Below are 18,842 nucleotides of genomic sequence, written 5' to 3' on the forward strand. Positions count from 1 at the left end.
TTCCCGGGCCCGTCCGGCGGGAGGGGACCACCGTCTACGGTGTGCCGGAGCCTCCCCGGACGGCGAGACCGCCGGATCAGCGACAGAGGGCGCTGGAGGTGCGCAGGTAGTCCACGTAGCGGCAGAGCACGCCCGGATGCGTCGAATGCATGTCCCACATCGTCGTGGTCGCGGGAGCCGCTGTCAATGGACACCTCGAGGTGTCTCATTGTTCGGGACCTCGACGACCTGCGCTTTCGTCAGCGCGTCAGGCCACCCCGCCGTACGGCGGGGTGGAAGCGCGCCTCGTCGGGGTGCAGCCACAGCGGGCCGTTCCCCGTCTCGATCCGGACGGCCTCGCCCGGCGGGGCCGTCGTGTCGGACACCCCGGCGAGCAGGGCCAGTTCGGGCCCGGTCAGACTCCGCCAGCGCGCCAGCGCCTCACCCGCCGACATCGCCACGGGGTCGGGCAGGGCCACGTCACCGGCAGCGGCCCGGGAGGCGTCGAGGTAGACCGCGAAGGGACGCCGGCCCGGCACGCACACCCGGCCGCCGGGCCCGTCCAACAGGAGCGTCGGCAGGGCGTATCGGCGCCGCTCCCCGACCTCCTTGGCCCGTCCGCCGTGCGGCCCCGGGGCGTCCAGGCCGATCACCTCGGGGATCGGCCGCCGGGTCTCGGCCCAGTCCTCGCGGACCGCCTCCCGGACCCGCGAGGACCCGAGGTCGCGCAGCAGCCGTTCGACGTCCAGACCGGACACGCCGCACACGGCGTCGCGGATGCCGTCCTCGGTGTCAGCGGGAGTACCCAGAACGAAGGTGGTCTCCCGCAGACGTCGCAGCACCCGCTCCGCCACGTCCACGCCCTGCTCCTCCGACGCCTTGGCGGCGAGGGAGGCGGGCCAGCTGCTGCGTGTCAGCCAGTGCAGCCGGTGCGCGTACGGCGCGCCCGTGTGAAGGGCGACATCGCCGATGAACCGCTGGTACCAGCGGGCCTCGGCATCCGGGTCCGGGGCGGGGTCGTCGTCCTCGTCGAAGAGAATGCCGAACACCCGCCGCCACGCGGCGCGCGGCCCGAGCGTGTGCCGCAGCAGCCGGAAGGCCGGCTCCGAGCCCCAGGCCCACGGACAGGCCGCGTCGGTGAACTCGGTGATCCGCAGGACCGGCGACACCTCCCCTCCGTCCTCTCGTCGGACCCGCCCGCCGCTCTCCGCACGCACCCAGCTCATGCCGGCACCGCAGAGCCACGCGCCGCGGCGCCCTCGGGCGCTCCGCCGGCCGGCGGCTTCGCGCCCCGCTCCGCGAGTGCGGCGATGGTCGTCCGTCCGAGCACCTCGTACGCGGCGGCCTCGACCGAACGCCACAGCTCCGGAAGGCCCTCAGCGGCCCCCGGGTAGGCCAGCGCATCCGGCCGCAGGCCCCGCAGGGTGAGGAACTCACCGTCGACGGCGGCCATCACCTCGGCGACACTGATCATTTCCGCGTCGCGGCCGAGCCAGTAACCGCCCTCACAGCCGCGCTGACTGCGGACCAGGCCCGCCTTCCGCAGGTCCTGGACGACCGACTTCAGGAAGCGGAACGGGATGTCCTGCGCGGAGGCTATGCCCTCACAGGTCTGGGGCCGTCCGCTGTCCGCCGCGAGTTCGACGAGCGCCCGCACCGCGTAGTCCGCCTTCGCCGAGATCTGCATGTGCACCGTCTCTCCGGGGGGTTCTGTCCGTGGCCGCCACCGCGTACGAACGGGGAAACGCCAGCTCGGCGGCAATGGACACATCTTGACATCCATTCGCGCGGCTCTCTACGGTCGGCGCCGGGACCGCACGCCCGGCACCGCCTCTTCCCGCACCGCTCCCTCGGGCGAACGGGCTCAGACCGACGCGACCCCGCCCTCCCCCACCCCGACGAGCAGGACTCACATGCCCTCCCCCGCCTCACCCCAGCCCGGCAGCGCTCCCTCCGGTGATCACGCCGCCGAGCGCCAGAAGGACGGCTTCCACCCCGATCTCCCCGACCACGACACAGGCGGTGCCTCGCTGCCGCTCCACGCACGGCTGCACCACATCCGCGCCGACGCCCTCGACGGCGACACCGCACAGACCGGCGGAATGCGGCGCTTCGCCGCGATCAGCGGCCGCAGCGTCGGCTCGGAACGCATCTGGATGGGCCAGACGCATGTCGCCCCCGACACCGCATCCTCCAACCACCACCACGGAGCCTCCGAGACAGCGATCCACGTGGTGAAGGGGCACCCGGAGTTCGTCTTCCTCGACGACTCCAGCGGCACGCCCGAGGAGGTCCGCATCCGCACCTCGCCCGGCGACTACATCTTCGTACCGCCGTACGTCCCGCACCGCGAGGAGAACCCCAGTCCGGACGAGGAGGCCGTCGTGGTGATCGCCCGCAGCACCCAGGAAGCCATCGTCGTCAACCTGCCGGAGCTGTACGTGCTCGACACCGCGCCCGACAGCGATGACCACCGGCCGGACTGAGCGCGCCGGCCGTCAGCCGCGAAGCCGGGGCGGGTCCACCGCCGTCGCGCGGACGGACCGCAGACCCGCTTTCCGGACTGGTCAGTGCTGCGGGTCGCGTCCGGCCTTGATCGCCGGGCTGAGGTCGAAGACGCTGATCAGGTGGGTGATCTTGCCGTCCTTGACGGTGAGGTAGTCCATGCCGCGGAAGTCCTTCGCGAAGGGCACTTCGGTGGTGTAGACGGTCGCCGCGTGGGTGTCGTCACCCAGCACGTCGATCACCGTGCCGCTGATGAGGGTGCTCGCGAACGGCTCCAGGAACTCGCGGTAGCGGGCCAGGCCCTCGTAGCGGCCGTTCGGGGCTTCGCACACAACGTCGTCGGCGAGGAAGCCCAGCGCCTTCTCGACATCGCGGCCGAGCCAGGCACGGGCGAACTCGTCGGCGACCTTCTGAGCGGAGCCGCTGGTGGCAGTCATGGGAAATATTCCTTTCGAGGTGTTTCGCCCCCCGCTGTGCGACAAACGGGACCGTGGCACGGGCGCACGTGGGTCGCATGTCAGGGGGAGCCGGATCGCCTGGTCGGCGGCCGGGCAGGTTCGTGTCCCATCCTGACTAGAGATACCTGACAGCGAGCGTCATGTATTTCTGAGTTTCTTTCCTGGCCGTACTCGGCGGACGGCATCGTGTCAGGCGCCGCGGCCCTCGGTGTACAGGGAGATCGTCTCCTGTGCCCGGCGCACCAGGACCTCGCGCAGTTCCGCAGGCTCCATCACCTCGACCGCCGGGCCGAACACCAGCAGTTGTTCGGCCGCCCGCAGCGCGGGGAACCGCAGCTCCAGCTCCACCGGTTCACCCTCGCCGCCCGTCTCAGCCTCCTCCAAGGCAGGCGCAGGACCTGCGAGGTCGGCTTCGTGGTAGCGCAGGAACCGGGCCAGCACCGACCGCTGCACCCGCGCGACCACCCGCACCGGTGCCGGGATCTGGTCGATGCTCTGCCGCAGCGCCTCCCACACATCCGCCAGCTCCACCCCGTCACGGCGGCGCACCGACTCGTCGACCAACGACGCCGACAGCATCCGATCCGAACGGAACATCATCGGCTGCCCCCGGTGGTCCGCCACCAAGTACCAGGCCCCGGCCTTGCTCACCAGCCCGTACGGATCCAGCGTGTACGAGCGCACCTGAGCGTCACGGCCGTGCCGGTAGCGCAGCCGCAGCCGCCGGTCGTTGAACACCGCCGCCTGTAGCACACCGAGATCGACCGCCGAAGGCCGCGGGCTGCTGCGCCAGCGCACCGGATCGATCATGATCCGCCTGCTCGCCAGATCGGCGTCCCCGCGAAACGGCGCCGGCAGCGCCGCCATCACCTTGCGCAACGCCGAACCGATCGCCTGCCCCAACCCCAGATCCGCATGCGCCTGCTCCGTGACCAGCACGAACAGTGCACGGGCCTCGTCGGCGGTGAGGCCGGTGACATCGGTCCGGTACCCCGGCAGCAACGTGATACCGCCGTTACGCCCGCGCTCCGCGTACACCGGCACCCCTGCGGCCGACAGCGCCTCGACGTCCCGGAAGATCGTGCGCACCGACACCTCCAGGCGCGACGCCAGCTCGCTGGCGGGCACTTGCCCGTGTGTCTGCAGCAACAGCAGGATGGAGAGCAACCGGTCCGACTTCATGCCTCAAGCATGGCGCATATACATGACGGACGGTGTCAGGTATGCCCCGCGCCACCGGCGCGTGAGGCGGGCACGCCGACGTGGCCCTGCGCGGACGGGAAGGACAGGGGTGGGCCATTGACAAGCCGCTGAGATCAAGCGGAGACTCATCGCGCCAATTTATGAATGAAAGTTCATTGGGCGAACAGCCTACCGACCCCTCCGGGAGTAACTGATGCGCACCACCGTCGGCATCATCGGCGGCGGTCCCGCCGGACTGCTGCTCGCCCGGCTGCTCCACCGCTCCGGCATCGACTGTGTCGTCCTGGAGAGCCGAGACCGCGCCTATGTCGAGTCCCGCCAGCGCGCCGGTCTTCTTGAGCAGGGCACCGTCGACATCCTTCGCCAATCCGGCGCGGGCGAGCGGCTGGATCGCGAAGCCCTGGTCCACGACGGGGTGGAACTGCGCTGGAACGGCCGCAGCCACCGCCTCGACTTCCCCGCACTCACCGGCGGCCGCACCGTGACCGTCTACGCCCAGACCGAGGTCGTCAGGGACCTGATCGCCCTCCAACTGCAAGACGGCGCACCCCTGCTGTTCGAGGCGCAGGCACAATCCGTCGAAGAAGTCGACGGCGACCGCCCCGTCATCCGCTTCACCCACGAAGGCCAGGACAAGACCCTCGAGTGTGATTACGTCGTCGGCTGCGACGGCTACCACGGAGTGGCCCGCCACGCGATACCCGGCGCTCTGCGCCGGGTATACGAGCGGTCCTACCCCTACTCCTGGTTCGGCATCCTGGCCGACGTCCCGCCCTCCTCCGACGAGCTGGTCTACGCCCACTCGCCGCGCGGCTTCGCCCTGCTCAGCATGCGCTCAGCCGCCGTCAGCCGCCTCTACCTACAGGTGCCCAACGGCACGGACCCCGCCGCGTGGTCCGACGAGCGCATCTGGGACGAGCTCGACGCCCGCTTCGCCGTCGACGGCGACTGGACACTGCGGCGCGGCCCCATCACCGCCAAGGCCGTCCTGCCGATGCGCAGCTCCGTCACCGAGCCGATGCGGTACGGACGCCTGTTCCTCGCGGGCGACGCCGCCCACATCGTGCCGCCCACCGGCGCCAAGGGGCTGAACCTCGCCGTCGCCGACGTCGTGATCCTCGCCCACGCCTTCACCCACCTCGACGAAACCGGCTCCGCCGAGCTGCTCGACGCCTACTCCGACACCTGCCTGCGCCGGGTCTGGCGGGCCGAACACTTCTCCTGGTTCATGACCACCACCTTGCACATCGACCCGGAACAGACCGCCTTCGACACCCGTCTCCAGATTTCCCAGCTGGACCGGATCGCCACCTCCCCGGTCGCCGCGCGGGAGCTGGCGGAGAACTACGCGGGCCTGCCGATCGGCTGGGGAGTGTCCTGAACCAGGACGCGACAGCTCGTCACTCAACGTAACAACAAACTGGGCCGCCACTGGCTCAGCAAAGAACGGTGACCGCCGTACGGTAGAGGACGCTCTCGGCCCGATCCCACGACCAGCCGTTGTCGACCACCAAGGTGCGCCACCCGGCCGGGCCGAACCAGAACCACAGCAGGCCGGCCGTCTCCTCCACGGCACAGGAGGGCGGCGGAGTCAGCGTGTGGAGGTGATGGGCGGCAGCGTGGAGTGCGTCCCGGTACGCGGCGGTGGCGCGCCCCCATAGTGTCTCGCCGCTTTCATGGACGGGCAGTGCCTTGCGGATCGCCTCGTGCACCGTGAACTGGCCCTCGTTGCCCATTCGCGTGCCGTGCGCCAGTGCTTTGAGGACCGCCTCGGGTGTCGGCAGGGCGAGTATCTGCCGCATGGCCTGCTCGTAGCCGGAGTCGGCTACGCCTTGGTCCACGATCCGGTCCAGGATGTCGCCCTTGCTCCCGACACTCGCGAAGACGGTCTTCGCCGCGACGCCGGCCGCCGAGGCGATGTCCGCGATCGTGACACGCCCATAGCCCCGCTCGGCGAACAGTTCTGTGGCCCGCTGGAGGATCAGCGCGCGAGTCTGCGCGGCAGCCTGCTCGCGCAAGGGGGAGACGTAGGTGCGCTTGGAGGGCATGACGCCATCCTAACCAACATCATCACACGGTTGGACTATTCATTAGACTCCCTCTAACCTCAATTTCCGGTCAACGCGAAGGGCTCGGGGCCCGGCCGCGGCCTGGCCCTGCCGGAGAGAGGTATCCACGCAATGAACGTCACGGATCTGGCCCATGGGCTCTTCCGAACACTTGAGACGGGAGACGCGGCACTGGCCACCGACGTGGTGCACGAGGACTTCCGCAACCGTGAGGCGGTTGCGTCACCCCCGGCCTGCGCGACTCCGGGACCGGCGGGGGTCCTCGCCTCGGGCGCGTGGATGCGGTCGGCCTTCAGCAACCTGCACTTCGCCATCCTCGGCACCGCCCGCGACGACGACCAGGTCTGGGTGCGGCTGCGCATGCAAGGCCACCACACCGGCCCCTTCATCCGCTTCCGCGAAGGCGCCCTCGACCAGGCAGTACCCCCCACCGGACGCCAGATCGACTTCGAACAGATCCACGTGCTCGGCCTCCGCGACGGCAAGGTGGCCGTACACGAGGCCGTACGCGACGACATCACCATGCTCGGGCAGCTCGGCATCTTCCCGCCGGCCCCGGCCACCGCGGTACGCATGCTCACCTGGCGAGTGACCGGACGAGCCGCCCGCGCGGCCGCACACGTCACGGCACAGGCAGCCGACGCGGCCGCCCTCCTTCACCTCACACCGCACCCGAGCCACTGAACAACCGCCACCGGCAGGGCTTCTTCGAGCGTTTGAGGCGCGTGTGATCACAGGGGCCCGCCGACCGGCCTGTACCGGATCATCCGGTTCCGGTACACCGGGGCGCAATCTTCTGAAATAGCCGTCGCAGCAGGGGAGTTGTCCTTACTCTGACGTGGGCCTTGCATGATCGGCAGGGCCGCGGGTGACCGGGAGGCGACTGGTCGCCGCCGGTCGATCAGCGAGGGGGAAACACATGAACTTCCGGCAAACGCGTCTCAGACGCTCCGCACACTCCGTGGCGCTGGTCGCGGTCACGCTCACGCTCGCCTCGGGCGTGGCCGTATCACTGCCGCCGGCCACCGCCCGGGCGGCCGACGCCACCGAGGTGGTCATACCGTCGCCCGATGCCTACGGCGATCGGGCCGAGACGCTGCTGTCCACCGGCGGAAACGGAGTGCTGCACCAGGAGCAGGGCTCCAAGAGCTATCTGTGGACCAACACCTACAACCGCCAGACCATTCCCGTGAAGGCGCTGGACGGCGTGGCGCGGGAGTCGTTCTTCTCGCAGCACGATCAGTCCAACCGCGTCGCCTACGCCACCACCGACGCGGATGGCGGGACCACGATCACCCTGCTCAACATCGACCAGAACACCAAGTCGACCCTGAGACTGCCGGACGGATACGCGCACCCCCGGGTGCACGGCGGGTTCGTCCTCGCCTCCCGGACGCTCGAGGACGGCACGTACGAACTGCGGGTGCTCCGGGGCCGCAGCGGGGACACGCCCTACGACATCCAGGTGCGGCTGCCGGCGGACGCCACCGCCGAGTCCGAACCGGTGCTGCTCGGCGTCGAGGGCACCTCGCTCCTCATCCGCTACCGCACCGGCTCCACCCACGGCTATGGGATCCTCAACGGCCTCACCGGCGCGGTCGCCCCGCTGCCGGTCACCGGCGAGGCGAGCAGCTTCCGCATCACGCGCGATGCGGTGACATGGTTCAGCCGGCAGGACGAGCAGGGGGTGCGTGTACTGCCGCGCGACGGCACCACGACCACGCCGCGAGTCGTCCCGCTCACTCCCCAGTCCGCCGACAGCGAGGTCACCGCCTACACGGTGGGCCGGAACGTGCTGTGGCACGAGGGTGACCGAGGACCGCTGCGCCTGACGCCGATCGACGGGGCGGAGACCTCACGCGTCCTGCTCACCGAGATCGAACAAGGTCTACAGGGGTCCGACAGCACGCTCACCGCCCTGGGCCGCGACGCGGACGGCACGCGAGCCATCCACCACTTCGCCGTGGACGGCAGCGGGCTCGTGTTCGATCTGCCGCTGCGCGAGGTGACGCCGGTCACGGAGGCCTACGGCTCGATCCAGGCGCTCGGCCTGGACCGGGGCACCGTCCGCTACGTCAACGCGCTCCAGCAGACGGAGCGGCTGCACGGCAAGGACGTCGGCACCGCGCTGGACCCGTCCGCCGGGGACGATCTGCCCGTCCACGGCTCCTCCGCACCGGGGCGGTTCGCCGACGGCGGCGACGAGGGCCTGGCCCGGCTGGTGGCGGACGCGGCCAACGGCGGCAAGGACGTGCTGGTGACGGGTGACGACCCGGACCGGCCCGCCGACCGGCTACCGCTGCCCGCCGCGGGCGGCCGCATCCTGGACGTCTCCCCCGAGTACGTCCTCTACGAGTCGCAGGGCCCCTACAAGCGGCAGTACGTCATCGACATCGTCCGCGACCGGATCGTCCGGGAACAGGCCACGCAGGCCGCGGCCCTGGACTACGCCACCCTCTGGACGCCGTCCCCGGACCGGCCCGGCACCGTGATCGCCACCGATCTGCAGACCGGAAAGCAGACCGACACCGTGTCGCTCGGCACCTCGTGCACACCTGAAGAGCTGCAGAGCAACGGCACGCTGCTCTACTGGAGCTGCCCCGAACAGGGCGAGGCCGGCGTCCAGGACCCCGCCACCGGGCTCACCTACCCCGCCTCGTCCGACGACGCCCTCCTCGGTGACGGCTTCATCGCCTCCCACAACGAGGTCGACGGCGCACTCAGCCTGACCGGCCTCAACGAGGACGGCACCACCACCGATCTGGGCACCGTCCTCGGAGTGAAGCCCACCTCCGCCGCCGACAGCCGTGGCGTCACCTGGGCGGTGGACCGCCGTGCGGGCAAGCTCGCCTATGTCGACAGGGCGGAAACCGTTCACATCTTCGCGCCCCAGCACGACGTCTCCGCGCTGTCCGTCCCGGACCGCAGCGTCCCCGCCACCTGGAACCGCGGCGAGGAAACGGCCGCCTGGAACGCCCAGTGGTGGCTGTCCAAGCCGGCCACCTCCTGGAAGCTGACACTGCACAACCGCGACACCGACGCCGAGGTGCGCACCTGGACCGGCAAGTCGGCGGCGAGCACCGTCAAGGTCTCCTGGGACGGCACCACCACCGATGGCCCCACCGCCCCCGACGGCGACTACACCTGGACCCTGACCGCCACCCCCGCGGACGGGCAGGGTGACCCCGTCACGGTCTCCGGGGCGCTCGTGATCACCGGTTCATGAGGCCGGGCGACTCGCCCGGCACAGAGGCACAACTCTGACGCCACGTCACCGAGGATGCGGTCGGCGGAGCGCGGCACTCGCCGCGCCCCACCGACCGCTGCGGGTCGCACAGCAGCCGCCGGCCGCCACCGGTGGGCGCGCTACCGAGAGGCCGAGGGCCGGCCCTCGCAGAGCGCCGTCCGGACGGCGGCCTTCATGTCGTCCTCCTGTGCGTCCGAACCACCCGGGCCGAGGTTCACCATGACCGTCGCCTGCCTGCCGTCGACCGTGGCACCACCCGCCGTCTGGTACCCGAGGATGTCGCCGCTGTGCCCCCAGTAGAGGCCGCCGCAGGGCAGCGGCCGGCTCTCCAGGCCGAGGCCGTACGCCCGGCCGTCCGGGTTGCCGGTCGGCCGGGTCTTCATCATCTCCCGAAGCTGGGCCGGGCGCAGCAGCCTGCCGCGTACGAGCGCGTCCAGGAACCGGTTGAGGTCGGTGCCACTGGAGATCATCTCGCCGGCGGAGCCCGCGACCGAGGGGTTGATCGCGGTGATGTCCATGAGCGGCGCGTCCTCGCCCGGCCGCACGTACCCGCGCGGGTGCGGTCCGGGGATCGCCGAGGCGTCACCCGGCACGTATGTCTCGCGCAGGCCGAGCGGCGTGATGATGCGCCGGCGGATCTCCTCGCCGTACGTGTGGCCGGTCACCTTCTCGATGATCAGGCCGGCCAGCAGGTAGCCCGTGTTGGAGTAGCGCCAGCCGGTGCCCGGCTCGAAGGTCGGGGGGTGGGCGAGCGCGATGTTCACGAGGTCACGCGTGTCGTGGTGGGCCAGGGGGTCTTTGAGGATCTCCTGCGGGGTGAGGTGGTCGAGGATGTCGGGCACACCGCTGGTGTGCTGGAGCAGCTGACGGACCGTGATCACCCGCCCGTCGTTGCCGTGTCCGCGGACGACGCCGGGCAGGTAGCGCTCCACCGGCGCGTCGAGGGCGACGCGTTGTTCTCCCACCAGCTGGAGCACGACTGTCGCCACGAACGGTTTGGTCATGCTGCCGATCCGGAACCTGCTGTCACGGCGCACCGGCGCGTGGCTCTTCACGTCCGCGACACCGCTGGTCAGCACCGCGCTGCCGTGCCGGTCCCGCACTTCGACGAGCGCTCCGGGCCCGCCGTCGACCGTCGTCAGCCGGTGCAGGAGTGCGCGCAGCCGAGCGTGGTCGGCTGCGTTGGTGGACTTGGCGGCGGTGGAATCTGCGGCGGTGACCGTCGCGGCGGCGTTCCACCGCGACACGTTGTCACCCCCCACCGCGCCCACCACGGCGCCGACCGCCACGGCCAGTGTGAGTGCGCCACCCAGCGCACGCTTGTGCTTGATCACGGGTGCCCCCTTGAACGTGAGGCCCGCATGTTAGGGATCGCGGTGTTCGCCCCACATCACCCCCGGGAGCCATCGTTCGTGTCGTACCGGAGTGGGACCAGGGTGACAAGAACCCGGTCAGTGCCCGCGCCCGGCCGTCGCACCATGCAGACGTCGATCGGGTCCTGAACCTCGACGGTGAACCCATGGCGCTCGTACAGCCGCCGGGCGGCACTGCCCTGTAGGACATTCAGACGGACGAGCACGCCGTCGGCATCGATCCGCTTCAGCAGTGTGCGCAGCACGGCCGATCCGAGCCCCCGGCCCTGGAGGCCCGGAGCGAGATAGAAATGCTCCAGCCACCGCCCGTCCTCGGCCGGGCGCACCGTGACACAGCCCGCGAAGGCGCCATCGGCCACGATGACCGACGTGTGCCGCGGGGAGAACGAATCCCGCAGCCGCTGCCGGACCCGATGCTCGTCGAACCGTCCCAACCGCTCCAGGTCCGGGCGCATCACCGTCGCCCGCAGCTCCGCGATCGCCTCGACATCCGCCGGCTCCGCGGGACGCAGCGCCCATTCCATGGGACGGCCGCGCGCAGCAAGATCGTTCACCGAGCGGGCCCGTCTTGGCCGGGCGTCTCTGACGACGGGCCGAGCACGCCGCGCTCGCGCAGCTGGGCGAGGTGCTCCAGTCCGCCGGGCCGGTACAGCGGCGTCACGTCGATGTCGGCCTCGGCGGCGCTCACCCGGCGGGCGCTGCCCGCCCCTTGCTGGGTGACGGCAGGAGGCTGTGGCTGCGGGCCGTGGCCGAGCGGTCGGCGCATGGTACTCATGGCAGCTGATCGTACGTTCCGAGAGCGGACGGTGGATGGTGGACGGCGTCGCGCGCGAGCCGTCCAGCCAGGTGCGGCAGCGGCCCTGGCAGGCGCCGCGTCGGTGGCTCCGGCACGGGTGGTCACCCGGGCGCGGCAGGATTCGCCTTGTACGAGCACGTCGGAGTCTGAAGGGATCAGGGGATGGCGGGTGAGGACGACATCGGCCGGGCATCTGTCGGGTTCGAGATGGCTACCGGCGCCGGAGCACTCCCTGCGGGGAGCGCCCGGGGGCGGGAAGCTGCGGTGCGGGCGGCGTTCGAGGGATTGCTGCAGATCCGGCGGCTCATGAGCACCGGGACCGCTGCCCCTGATGGTGTGCCCGCTGAATGGGAACGGCGCCAGCCAGTACGCGCCGTGGCCCTCGCTCTGGAGGCCGCCGGCATCCCGCCGTCTGCTGTCGACTCAGAGGGAGGCCGCATCGCAACCGGATATTGCGTTCGCGCGGCCGACCAGGCCGGTGTCGTGCGCGTCGAGTGGCTGGGTCCGCCGGGAAGCGGTGCCGCATACGCGGCCCAGGATGAGCTGCGGAACTGTGTGGCCGTGCTGCGCCGGCTGGGCTGGGAGGCCTTGGAGTACCGGGGACCACGCGGCCGCCGTTACCTCGAGGTCGAGCCTGAGTCACGCGTACCTCGTACGCCGGGCTGGAATGGTTAGTGGCACACACTCGCGCCACCAGGGCCACTCCGGCGAGGACCGTCCGAGGAACGGCTACCTGTGGTGGGGCGGGTGTGGGTGCGGCGGGGGGATGGTTGCGATGCCCGGCGCGGGTTCAGGCCAGACCAGCAGCACCGGACAGGGAGCGTGATCGACGACGAACCGGCTGGCGGGACCGAGACTTCGGGGGCCGAGGCGGGAGCGGTCTCCATCGCGGGCCAGGATGAGCAGATCGGCGCCTTCGGACGCGGCGACAACCTCCCTCTCGGGGCGTCCGGTCCTCTCCTGTCGGGTACACGGGTGGCCAAGGCGTTGGGCTGCGGCGTCCAGGAGCTGGGCGGCGGAGGCGGCGCCGAGGTCTTCCAGGCGGGTGCCCGGGTCGTGTTCGCGGTGGCCGCGGCCGAGCAGCCCGGCGTAGGCGCCGTGCGCGATGCCGGGGACATCGGGGCCGGTGACGTGCAACAGCACGACGTCGGTGGCCTCGGGCGCGTGGGCGCGGGCGGCGTCCACGCAGGCCGGCCAGGTACCTTCAACGATCCAAGCGATCACGGTCACGGCTGTCAGCCTCCCAGGACGTGCAGCGATGCCCACAGTGCCACCACGGCCAGGCCGAGCGCAGCGGGCACGCTGAGCAGGCCGAGGCGGGTGAACTCCTTCAGGTCGACCTCATGTTCGTGGCTGTGCATGATGCGCCGCCACAGCAGGGTCGCCAGGGACCCGGCGTAGGTGAGGTTGGGTCCGATGTTCACCCCGAGCAGGACGGCGAGGACCGCGCCGGGCCCCTGCGGGGCGGTCAGCGGCAGCAGCACCAGCACGGCGGGCAGGTTGTTGATCAGGTTCGCGAGCACCGCGGCCAGGGCTGCGATACCGAGCAGGGCGGGCAGGGTGGTGCCGGAGGGGACCAGGTGGCCCAGGGCATCGGCGAGTCCGTTGTCGACCACCACGCGCACCACGATGCCCAGGGCGAGGACGAAGGCAAGGAAGGACAGGTCGGCGGCCCCGACGAGGGAGCCGAGGGTGGTGCGGCGCTGGGCCAGCGCGCGGCCGGCCAGCACGAGCGCGCCGGCCGCGGCGGCCCAGGCCGGGTCGACGCCGAGCACGGAGGTGAGGACGAAGCCTGCCAGCGTGCAGGCCACGGTGACCAGCGCGAACAACGGCAGCTGAGGAGGATCGGCATCCTGCGTGGCGTGCGTTCCGGTGTCCAGATCGGTGGCGAAGCAGCGGCGGAACACCAGGTATTCGACGGCGATCGCGGCCAGCCAGGGCGGAGCCATCAGGGCGGCGAAGCGGGTGAAGCTCAGTCCGCTGGCCGCGAAGGCGAGCAGGTTGGTCAGGTTCGAGACCGGCAGCAGCAGCGAGGCGGTGTTGGACAGGTGGGTGCAGGCGTACACGTGCGGCTTGGGGCGGGCGCCGAGCCGGGCGGCGGTGGCGAAGACCACCGGGGTCAGCAGCACGATGGTGGCGTCCAGACTGAGGACTGCCGTGATCACCGAGGCCAGGACGAAGACGGCGGACAGCAGTCGCCGGGGCTGTCCCCGCGCCGTGCGGGCCATCCACACCCCGCAGGCGTGGAAGAGCCTTTCGTCGGCACACAGCCGGGCGAGGATCAGCACGGCCGCGAGGAAACCGATCACCGGCCCCAGGTGCGCGGCCTCGGCCCGGGCGTGCTCCAGCGAGATCGCCCCGATGGCGACCAGCACGGCGGCGGCCGGCACCGCGACCACCGCTTCCGGCCAGCCGAACGGGCGGATCACCGCGCACGCCAGCACCACCAGCAGCAGGACGGCCGCCAAGGCCTCCACAAGTGATGTGTTCAGGGTCCCGACCTCCCAGGTGAGGTCTTCATCGAAGCAGGTCCGTGCCGCGTGACCGGCCACGGAGCGACTCGCTGCGGTCCGGGACGGCTGTCCGTTGGCGCGGCGCACAGCGCCGCCGTGGACGCCGCCGTCGTCGGCTGATCGCCGAGCCACGCCCCGGCCTGGGATGTCGTCGAGCGGACGGGACCTTCGATTCGCTGATGGAACAGCTCAACCGGCGCTCCGCCGTCCTCTTCGTCCACCCCTCGACCCTGCCGGCCGAGCCGGTCCCCGGCCTGCCCGCCTACGCGGCCGACTTCCTGCTGGACACCACGCGTGCCGCCGTCAACCTGGCCCGGTCCGGAAGCCTGGACCGCTTCCCGGACATCAAGATCATCCTTTCCCACGCCGGCGCCCGCCGCCAAGTCCGCCCATTTCACCCGCATGCTGGACGACTTCCCGCTCCCCGATGCCCATCGCGAGGCCATCAACCGGGGCAACGCGGAAGCGCTCTTCCCGCGGCTGGCCGCCTCGTAGCCCGCCCCGGCCTTGCGGAGCCGTCCCTGCCGGTCGCGTTCCGGGCGCCATTGACATGGTCATCATGCTGTCCAAAAATCGTCCCGAACGGCTTCACGGTCTCCAATCGATGGCCACGCATCAGCTTCCGTAGGTTCCGGCTCCATGAGCGAAAAGGGCTGTCGATGACATCGTTGTCTAGCTCCGTCTCCTCAGCCGACGCGGCCCCGGTGCCGCGACCCGATGGCCGGCCGCCGCTCTCGTTCGGCCAGCGTCGGCTGTGGGCGCTTTCACAGCGGGAGGGTGCCAGTGCCGCGTACAACGAGCCGATGGCCTTCCGGCTGCGGGGGCCGCTGGACCGGACGGCGCTGGGTCGGGCGCTGGACGCCCTGACCGCCCGGCATGAGGCGTTACGCACCCGGCTGGTGCCCTTCCAGGGCGAGGCGTACCAACAGGTCGATCCGGCGGACATCGGCTTCGCACTCGCGGTGGACGACCTGACCGGCTGCCCGGATGCCGAGCACCGGCTGGCCGGCCTGCTGCACCGGGAGACCGTCCTGCCGTTCGACATGGCCGCCGAACCGCTGGCCCGCGGTCGGCTGGTGGTGCTCGGCCCGGACCACCACGTGATCGTGCTGACCGTGCACCACGCGATGTTCGACGGCTGGTCCCGGAGCATGATGCTGCGCGAGACCGGCGCGCTCTACTCCGCCGCGCTGCGTGGCGAGCCGGACCCGCTGCCGCCGGCACGGTGGCAGTACACCGACTTCACCCGCTGGCAGCGGGAGTGGATGGCCGGCGAGGAACCCGCCGCGCAGGAGGAGTACTGGACCGGGAAGCTGGCCGGCGTGCCGCCGCTGCTGGAGTTGCCGACCGACCGGCCGCGCCCGGCCGAGCAGGACCACTCCGGCGACCGGGTGCACCTGGAGATCGGCCGGGAGTTGACCACGGCGCTCAAGGCGGTCACCGAGGAGCACGGGGGTTCGCTCTTCTCCACCCTGCTGACCGGCTGGTCGATCGTGCTGTCCCGGCTGTCCGGGCAGCAGGACCTGGTGGTGGGCACCCCCACCGCCAACCGTCGGCGCGGCGATGTCGGCGGCATCATGGGCTTCGTCGTCAACACGCTGGCAGTGCGGGTGGAGTTGGCGGACGCTCCGACCGGCTCCGCGTTGCTGCGGCAGGTACGGGCCACGGTACGGGCCGGGGTGAAGAAGGTCGACCTGCCGTTCGAGCGGGTGGTGGAGCTGGTCAACCCGCCGCGCAGCGCCGCGCACACCCCGCTGTTCCAGACCATGCTCGCCTGGGTTCCGCCCATGGAGGAGATGATGGAGCTGCCGGGGGTGACGGTACGGCTGTTACCGATGCCGTTCGCCCCGGCCAAGTTCGACCTGGCGCTCGCGCTGGAGGAGGCGCAGGGGCGGATTGTCGGTGATCTGGACTACGCCACCGCGCTCTTCGGCCGGGAGACCGCCGAGCGCTACCTGCGCTACCTGGTCCGGGTGCTGGAGCAGCTGGCCCGGGAGCCCGGACGGCCGGTCACCGAGTACGCGCTGCTGGACGAGGCAGAGACCGCCGAGCTGCTGGCCGACTGGGACGCCACCGGTGCCTCGACGGACGCGGCCGCCACGGCGCCCGGCAGCGCTCCAGGCACTGAGACGGCCGGGCTGGTCGAACGGTTCGAGGCGCGGGTGCGGTCCGCCCCGGCGGCCACAGCGGTGGTGGCCGGCGACCGTCGGCTGGCCTACGCCGACCTCGACCGGCGGGCCAACCGGCTGGCGCACGCCCTGATCGCCCGCGGGGTGCGCCCGGACCAGGTGGTCGCGCTGTACGCCGGCCGGTCGGCCGAGCTGGTGGTCGGTGTGCTCGGCATCCTCAAGGCCGGCGCCGGCTGGCTTCCCCTCGACCCGGGCCAGCCGACCGAACGGCTGGCCGCGATGGTGGCCGACGCACGGCCGGCCCTGGTGCTCACCGACCGGCAGGGTGCGCCGGAAGACTGGCACCCGCTGACGGCCGTCGAGGCCGAGGGCGAGCGGGACAGTGCACCGGGCCTTGTCGTCCCGTCCTCGCATCTGGCGTATGTGATATACACCTCCGGCTCCACCGGCCGGCCCAAAGGCGTCGCGGTGACCCGCGGCAACGTACTCAACCTCTTCGACCAGTGGCTGGCCCGGTTCGGCACCACCCCGGGCGAGGCGACCTCGGCCTGGTCCAGCATCGGATTCGACGCCTCGGTGCACGAGCTGCTGCTGCCACTCACCACGGGCGCCGAAGTGCATCTGGTACCCGAGGAGTTACGCGGCGACCCGGCCGCGCTGCTGGGCTGGCTGCGCGAACACCGGGTGGTGCAGGCCTTCCTGCCGCCGGCCTACGTGCGGTGGATCGACGAGGACCCGCAGGGCCGGCTGGCCGGGCTGGCGCTCCGCCAGTTGCTGACCGGGGTGGAGTCGCTGCCCGAGGCGGCACTGCACCGGATGGCCAAGGCCCTGCCCGGGCTGCGGGTCTGCTTCGGCTACGGACCGACCGAAACCACGCTGTACAGCACCGCCTATGTCGACCCGCGGCCGGTGGACCGGCCGTGCCCGATCGGCCGGCCGCTGCCCGGCACCCGGCTCTACCTGCTCGACGAGCGGATGCGGCCGGTGCCGCCCGGCGTGGTGGGCGAGGTGTACATCGGCGGGGCGAGCGTGGCCCGCGGATACCTCAACCAGCCGGAGCTGACCGCCGAGCGGTTCCGGAGCGACCCGTTCGTCGCGGGCGGCCGGGTCTACCGCACCGGCGATCTGGCCCGTCGGCTGCCGGACGGCAACGCCGAATACCTCGGCCGCCGCGATGACCAGGTCAAGCTGCGCGGCTTCCGGATCGAGCCGGGCGAGGTCGAGGCGGCTCTGCTGGCGCTGCCGGGGGTGCGGGAGGCCGCGGTGCTGGTCGATCGCGACCCGGCCGGCGAACCACGGCTGGTGGCAGGCATCGGACGCGGCGAGGCGCCGTCCCGGCAACCGCACGAGTGGCGGGCGGCGCTGGCCGAGCGGCTGCCGGACTATATGATCCCGGCGGTCTTCGTGGAGCTGCCCGGCCTGCCGCTGGGCCGCAGCGGCAAGCTGGACCGGGCGGCCCTGCTGGAGCGGGCACGGGCGGCGCGGCCGGCACAGGTCAACACCACGACCCCACGCGACCATGTGGAGATGGTGCTGCACCGGATCTGGTCCCGGCTGCTGCTCCACCCCGATATCGGCATATCGGACAACTTCTTCGATGTCGGCGGCACCTCCATCTCGGCCATCAAGGTGGCCCACGCCATCGGCGAGGAGTTCGGCGAGACGCTGCCGATCCGCGAGGTGATCCGGCATCCGACCATCGAGGCTCTCGCCGAACGGCTGCGCCGGGGCGCCTCCGGGCCGCCGGGTACGAACCTGATCGAGTTCCGGGCCGGCGCCGGCCGACGGCGGCTGATCTGCGTCCATCCGGCCGGCGGTACCGCCTTCTGCTATCTGCCGCTGGCCGGCGCGCTCCCCGGGGACATCGGGGTCTGGGGCCTCCAGGCCCCGGGCATCAATCCGGATGAGGCGCCGCTTCCCACCGTCGAGGCGATGGCGCAGGCGTATCTGGAACTGATCGACGCCCGCCCGGACCAGTCGTTGGTGCTGTGCGGGCTGTCCTACGGCGGCCTGATCGCACATGAGATGGGCCGACGGCTGGCGCTGGCCGGCCACTCCCGGCTGAGCGTGGTGCTGCTCGACACGCACGCCTTCGACGACCCGGCCGAGCAGGCCGCGATCCAGCCGGTGGAGTACGAGGAGTTCGCCGAGAAGCTGGTCCGGTTCAACGGCATGTACCCGGGCATCGAAGCCGACCAGCTCACCCGGTACTTCGAGACGTACAACCACAGCCGGATGACCGCCCGCGACCATCATCCGCGGCCGACCACCGCCCGGCTGACCCTGATCGAGGCCGCCGCGGACGGGCCGGGCGCGTCGGGCCCGCACCCGACCCGCGAGTTCTGGCGACGGCGGGCCGGTGCGGGGCTCGCGGTGGTGACGCTCGACTGCGGCCACTGGGACTTGCTGGAGGGAACACAGGTGCCGACGGTGGCCGAGGTGGTCGTCGCGGAGCTGGCCCGGCTGGACGCCGCGGAGCCGGCCCGCCCGGCCGTGCCGTCCGCGGCGCTGGAGCTGTGATGACGACCTTGAGCAACGGCCCGGCCCCCGCCGAGCGGCCGAGCCCCGAC

At 71.5% G+C, this 18,842-nt stretch carries 16 protein-coding genes; 6 read left to right on the forward strand and 10 right to left on the reverse strand.

The window, feature by feature from the left end:
• Positions 1–239: 239 nt before the first annotated feature.
• A complete protein-coding gene (locus tag ACWY4P_RS04015; protein ID WP_456208703.1) occupies positions 240–1,205 on the reverse strand; it encodes a DsbA family oxidoreductase in 966 nt (321 codons plus the stop codon).
• Entirely contained in the window at positions 1,202–1,666 is a 465-nt protein-coding gene (locus tag ACWY4P_RS04020; RefSeq protein ID WP_456212802.1) for an RrF2 family transcriptional regulator, read from the reverse strand. The genes ACWY4P_RS04015 and ACWY4P_RS04020 overlap by 4 nt, the downstream gene beginning before the upstream one ends.
• Positions 1,667–1,892: 226 nt before the next feature.
• On the opposite strand from ACWY4P_RS04020, the gene ACWY4P_RS04025 reads away from it, so the two are divergent.
• Positions 1,893–2,465 carry a cupin domain-containing protein gene (locus ACWY4P_RS04025; RefSeq protein WP_456208704.1) on the forward strand — a complete coding sequence of 191 codons (573 nt, stop codon included), beginning with the start codon at positions 1,893–1,895 and terminating at the stop codon, positions 2,463–2,465.
• Positions 2,466–2,546: 81 nt separating this feature from the next.
• On the opposite strand, the gene ACWY4P_RS04030 is transcribed toward ACWY4P_RS04025, so the two are convergent.
• Together ACWY4P_RS04030 and ACWY4P_RS04035 are read right to left on the reverse strand one after the other, a co-directional pair.
• Positions 2,547–2,921, reverse strand: a complete 375-nt coding sequence (locus tag ACWY4P_RS04030; RefSeq protein WP_456208705.1) for a nuclear transport factor 2 family protein — start codon at positions 2,919–2,921, stop codon at positions 2,547–2,549.
• A 210-nt stretch (positions 2,922–3,131) separates the two neighbouring features.
• Positions 3,132–4,124, reverse strand: coding sequence for a helix-turn-helix transcriptional regulator (locus tag ACWY4P_RS04035; protein ID WP_456208706.1), 993 nt, complete (start codon positions 4,122–4,124; stop codon positions 3,132–3,134).
• Between the two features lie 214 nt (positions 4,125–4,338).
• Between ACWY4P_RS04035 and ACWY4P_RS04040 the strand changes: the two genes are divergently transcribed.
• The gene (locus ACWY4P_RS04040; RefSeq protein ID WP_456208707.1) at positions 4,339–5,526 is read left to right on the forward strand and encodes a 4-hydroxybenzoate 3-monooxygenase; all 1,188 of its coding nucleotides are present in this window, start codon (positions 4,339–4,341) and stop codon (positions 5,524–5,526) included.
• Between the two features lie 55 nt (positions 5,527–5,581).
• Here ACWY4P_RS04040 and ACWY4P_RS04045 read toward each other — a convergent pair whose 3' ends face one another.
• Complete coding sequence (locus ACWY4P_RS04045; protein WP_456208708.1) at positions 5,582–6,193, reverse strand: TetR/AcrR family transcriptional regulator; 612 nt, start codon at positions 6,191–6,193, stop codon at positions 5,582–5,584.
• A gap of 132 nt (positions 6,194–6,325) precedes the next feature.
• Here ACWY4P_RS04045 and ACWY4P_RS04050 point away from each other — a divergent pair, with 132 nt between their 5' ends.
• Positions 6,326–6,898 (forward strand): ester cyclase, encoded by a 573-nt coding sequence (locus ACWY4P_RS04050; RefSeq protein WP_456208709.1) that lies wholly within the window; start codon positions 6,326–6,328, stop codon positions 6,896–6,898.
• A 235-nt stretch (positions 6,899–7,133) separates the two neighbouring features.
• Complete coding sequence (locus tag ACWY4P_RS04055) at positions 7,134–9,440, forward strand: FlgD immunoglobulin-like domain containing protein (protein WP_456208710.1); 2,307 nt, start codon at positions 7,134–7,136, stop codon at positions 9,438–9,440.
• Between the two features lie 140 nt (positions 9,441–9,580).
• Here ACWY4P_RS04055 and ACWY4P_RS04060 read toward each other — a convergent pair whose 3' ends face one another.
• From ACWY4P_RS04060 to ACWY4P_RS04070, 3 genes are read right to left on the reverse strand one after another with little or no spacing between them, the layout of a single operon-like run.
• Positions 9,581–10,795, reverse strand: coding sequence for a serine hydrolase domain-containing protein (locus ACWY4P_RS04060; RefSeq protein ID WP_456208711.1), 1,215 nt, complete (start codon positions 10,793–10,795; stop codon positions 9,581–9,583).
• A gap of 56 nt (positions 10,796–10,851) precedes the next feature.
• Complete coding sequence (locus tag ACWY4P_RS04065) at positions 10,852–11,358, reverse strand: N-acetyltransferase family protein (protein WP_456212803.1); 507 nt, start codon at positions 11,356–11,358, stop codon at positions 10,852–10,854.
• 26 nt (positions 11,359–11,384) lie between these two features.
• Complete coding sequence (locus tag ACWY4P_RS04070) at positions 11,385–11,609, reverse strand: hypothetical protein (RefSeq protein ID WP_456208712.1); 225 nt, start codon at positions 11,607–11,609, stop codon at positions 11,385–11,387.
• 183 nt (positions 11,610–11,792) lie between these two features.
• Here ACWY4P_RS04070 and ACWY4P_RS04075 point away from each other — a divergent pair, with 183 nt between their 5' ends.
• On the forward strand, positions 11,793–12,305 hold the full coding sequence (locus ACWY4P_RS04075) for a hypothetical protein (RefSeq protein WP_456208713.1): 513 nt from the start codon (positions 11,793–11,795) through the stop codon (positions 12,303–12,305).
• A gap of 54 nt (positions 12,306–12,359) precedes the next feature.
• Here the strand turns inward: ACWY4P_RS04075 and ACWY4P_RS04080 are convergent, their stop codons facing one another.
• Together ACWY4P_RS04080 and ACWY4P_RS04085 are read right to left on the reverse strand one after the other, a co-directional pair.
• Positions 12,360–12,860 (reverse strand): universal stress protein, encoded by a 501-nt coding sequence (locus ACWY4P_RS04080; protein WP_456208714.1) that lies wholly within the window; start codon positions 12,858–12,860, stop codon positions 12,360–12,362.
• Positions 12,861–12,865: 5 nt separating this feature from the next.
• On the reverse strand, positions 12,866–14,122 hold the full coding sequence (locus ACWY4P_RS04085; RefSeq protein ID WP_456212804.1) for an SLC13 family permease: 1,257 nt from the start codon (positions 14,120–14,122) through the stop codon (positions 12,866–12,868).
• A 680-nt stretch (positions 14,123–14,802) separates the two neighbouring features.
• Between ACWY4P_RS04085 and ACWY4P_RS04090 the strand changes: the two genes are divergently transcribed.
• Positions 14,803–18,792 carry a non-ribosomal peptide synthetase gene (locus tag ACWY4P_RS04090; RefSeq protein ID WP_456208715.1) on the forward strand — a complete coding sequence of 1,330 codons (3,990 nt, stop codon included), beginning with the start codon at positions 14,803–14,805 and terminating at the stop codon, positions 18,790–18,792.
• Positions 18,793–18,842: the final 50 nt, after the last annotated feature.

The sequence above is a fragment of the Streptomyces sp. LZ34 genome (assembly GCF_053890475.1).

Bases quoted from the DNA above. Each gene is read 5' to 3' on its own strand.
- ACWY4P_RS04015 (WP_456208703.1), bottom strand. From the start codon at position 1,205: ATGAGCTGGGTGCGTGCGGAGAGCGGCGGGCGGGTCCGACGAGAGGAC.
- ACWY4P_RS04020 (WP_456212802.1), bottom strand. From the start codon at position 1,666: ATGCAGATCTCGGCGAAGGCGGACTACGCGGTGCGGGCGCTCGTCGAA.
- ACWY4P_RS04025 (WP_456208704.1), top strand. From the start codon at position 1,893: ATGCCCTCCCCCGCCTCACCCCAGCCCGGCAGCGCTCCCTCCGGTGAT.
- ACWY4P_RS04030 (WP_456208705.1), bottom strand. From the start codon at position 2,921: ATGACTGCCACCAGCGGCTCCGCTCAGAAGGTCGCCGACGAGTTCGCC.
- ACWY4P_RS04035 (WP_456208706.1), bottom strand. From the start codon at position 4,124: ATGAAGTCGGACCGGTTGCTCTCCATCCTGCTGTTGCTGCAGACACAC.
- ACWY4P_RS04040 (WP_456208707.1), top strand. From the start codon at position 4,339: ATGCGCACCACCGTCGGCATCATCGGCGGCGGTCCCGCCGGACTGCTG.
- ACWY4P_RS04045 (WP_456208708.1), bottom strand. From the start codon at position 6,193: ATGCCCTCCAAGCGCACCTACGTCTCCCCCTTGCGCGAGCAGGCTGCC.
- ACWY4P_RS04050 (WP_456208709.1), top strand. From the start codon at position 6,326: ATGAACGTCACGGATCTGGCCCATGGGCTCTTCCGAACACTTGAGACG.
- ACWY4P_RS04055 (WP_456208710.1), top strand. From the start codon at position 7,134: ATGAACTTCCGGCAAACGCGTCTCAGACGCTCCGCACACTCCGTGGCG.
- ACWY4P_RS04065 (WP_456212803.1), bottom strand. From the start codon at position 11,358: ATGGAATGGGCGCTGCGTCCCGCGGAGCCGGCGGATGTCGAGGCGATC.
- ACWY4P_RS04070 (WP_456208712.1), bottom strand. From the start codon at position 11,609: ATGAGTACCATGCGCCGACCGCTCGGCCACGGCCCGCAGCCACAGCCT.
- ACWY4P_RS04075 (WP_456208713.1), top strand. From the start codon at position 11,793: ATGGCGGGTGAGGACGACATCGGCCGGGCATCTGTCGGGTTCGAGATG.
- ACWY4P_RS04090 (WP_456208715.1), top strand. From the start codon at position 14,803: ATGACATCGTTGTCTAGCTCCGTCTCCTCAGCCGACGCGGCCCCGGTG.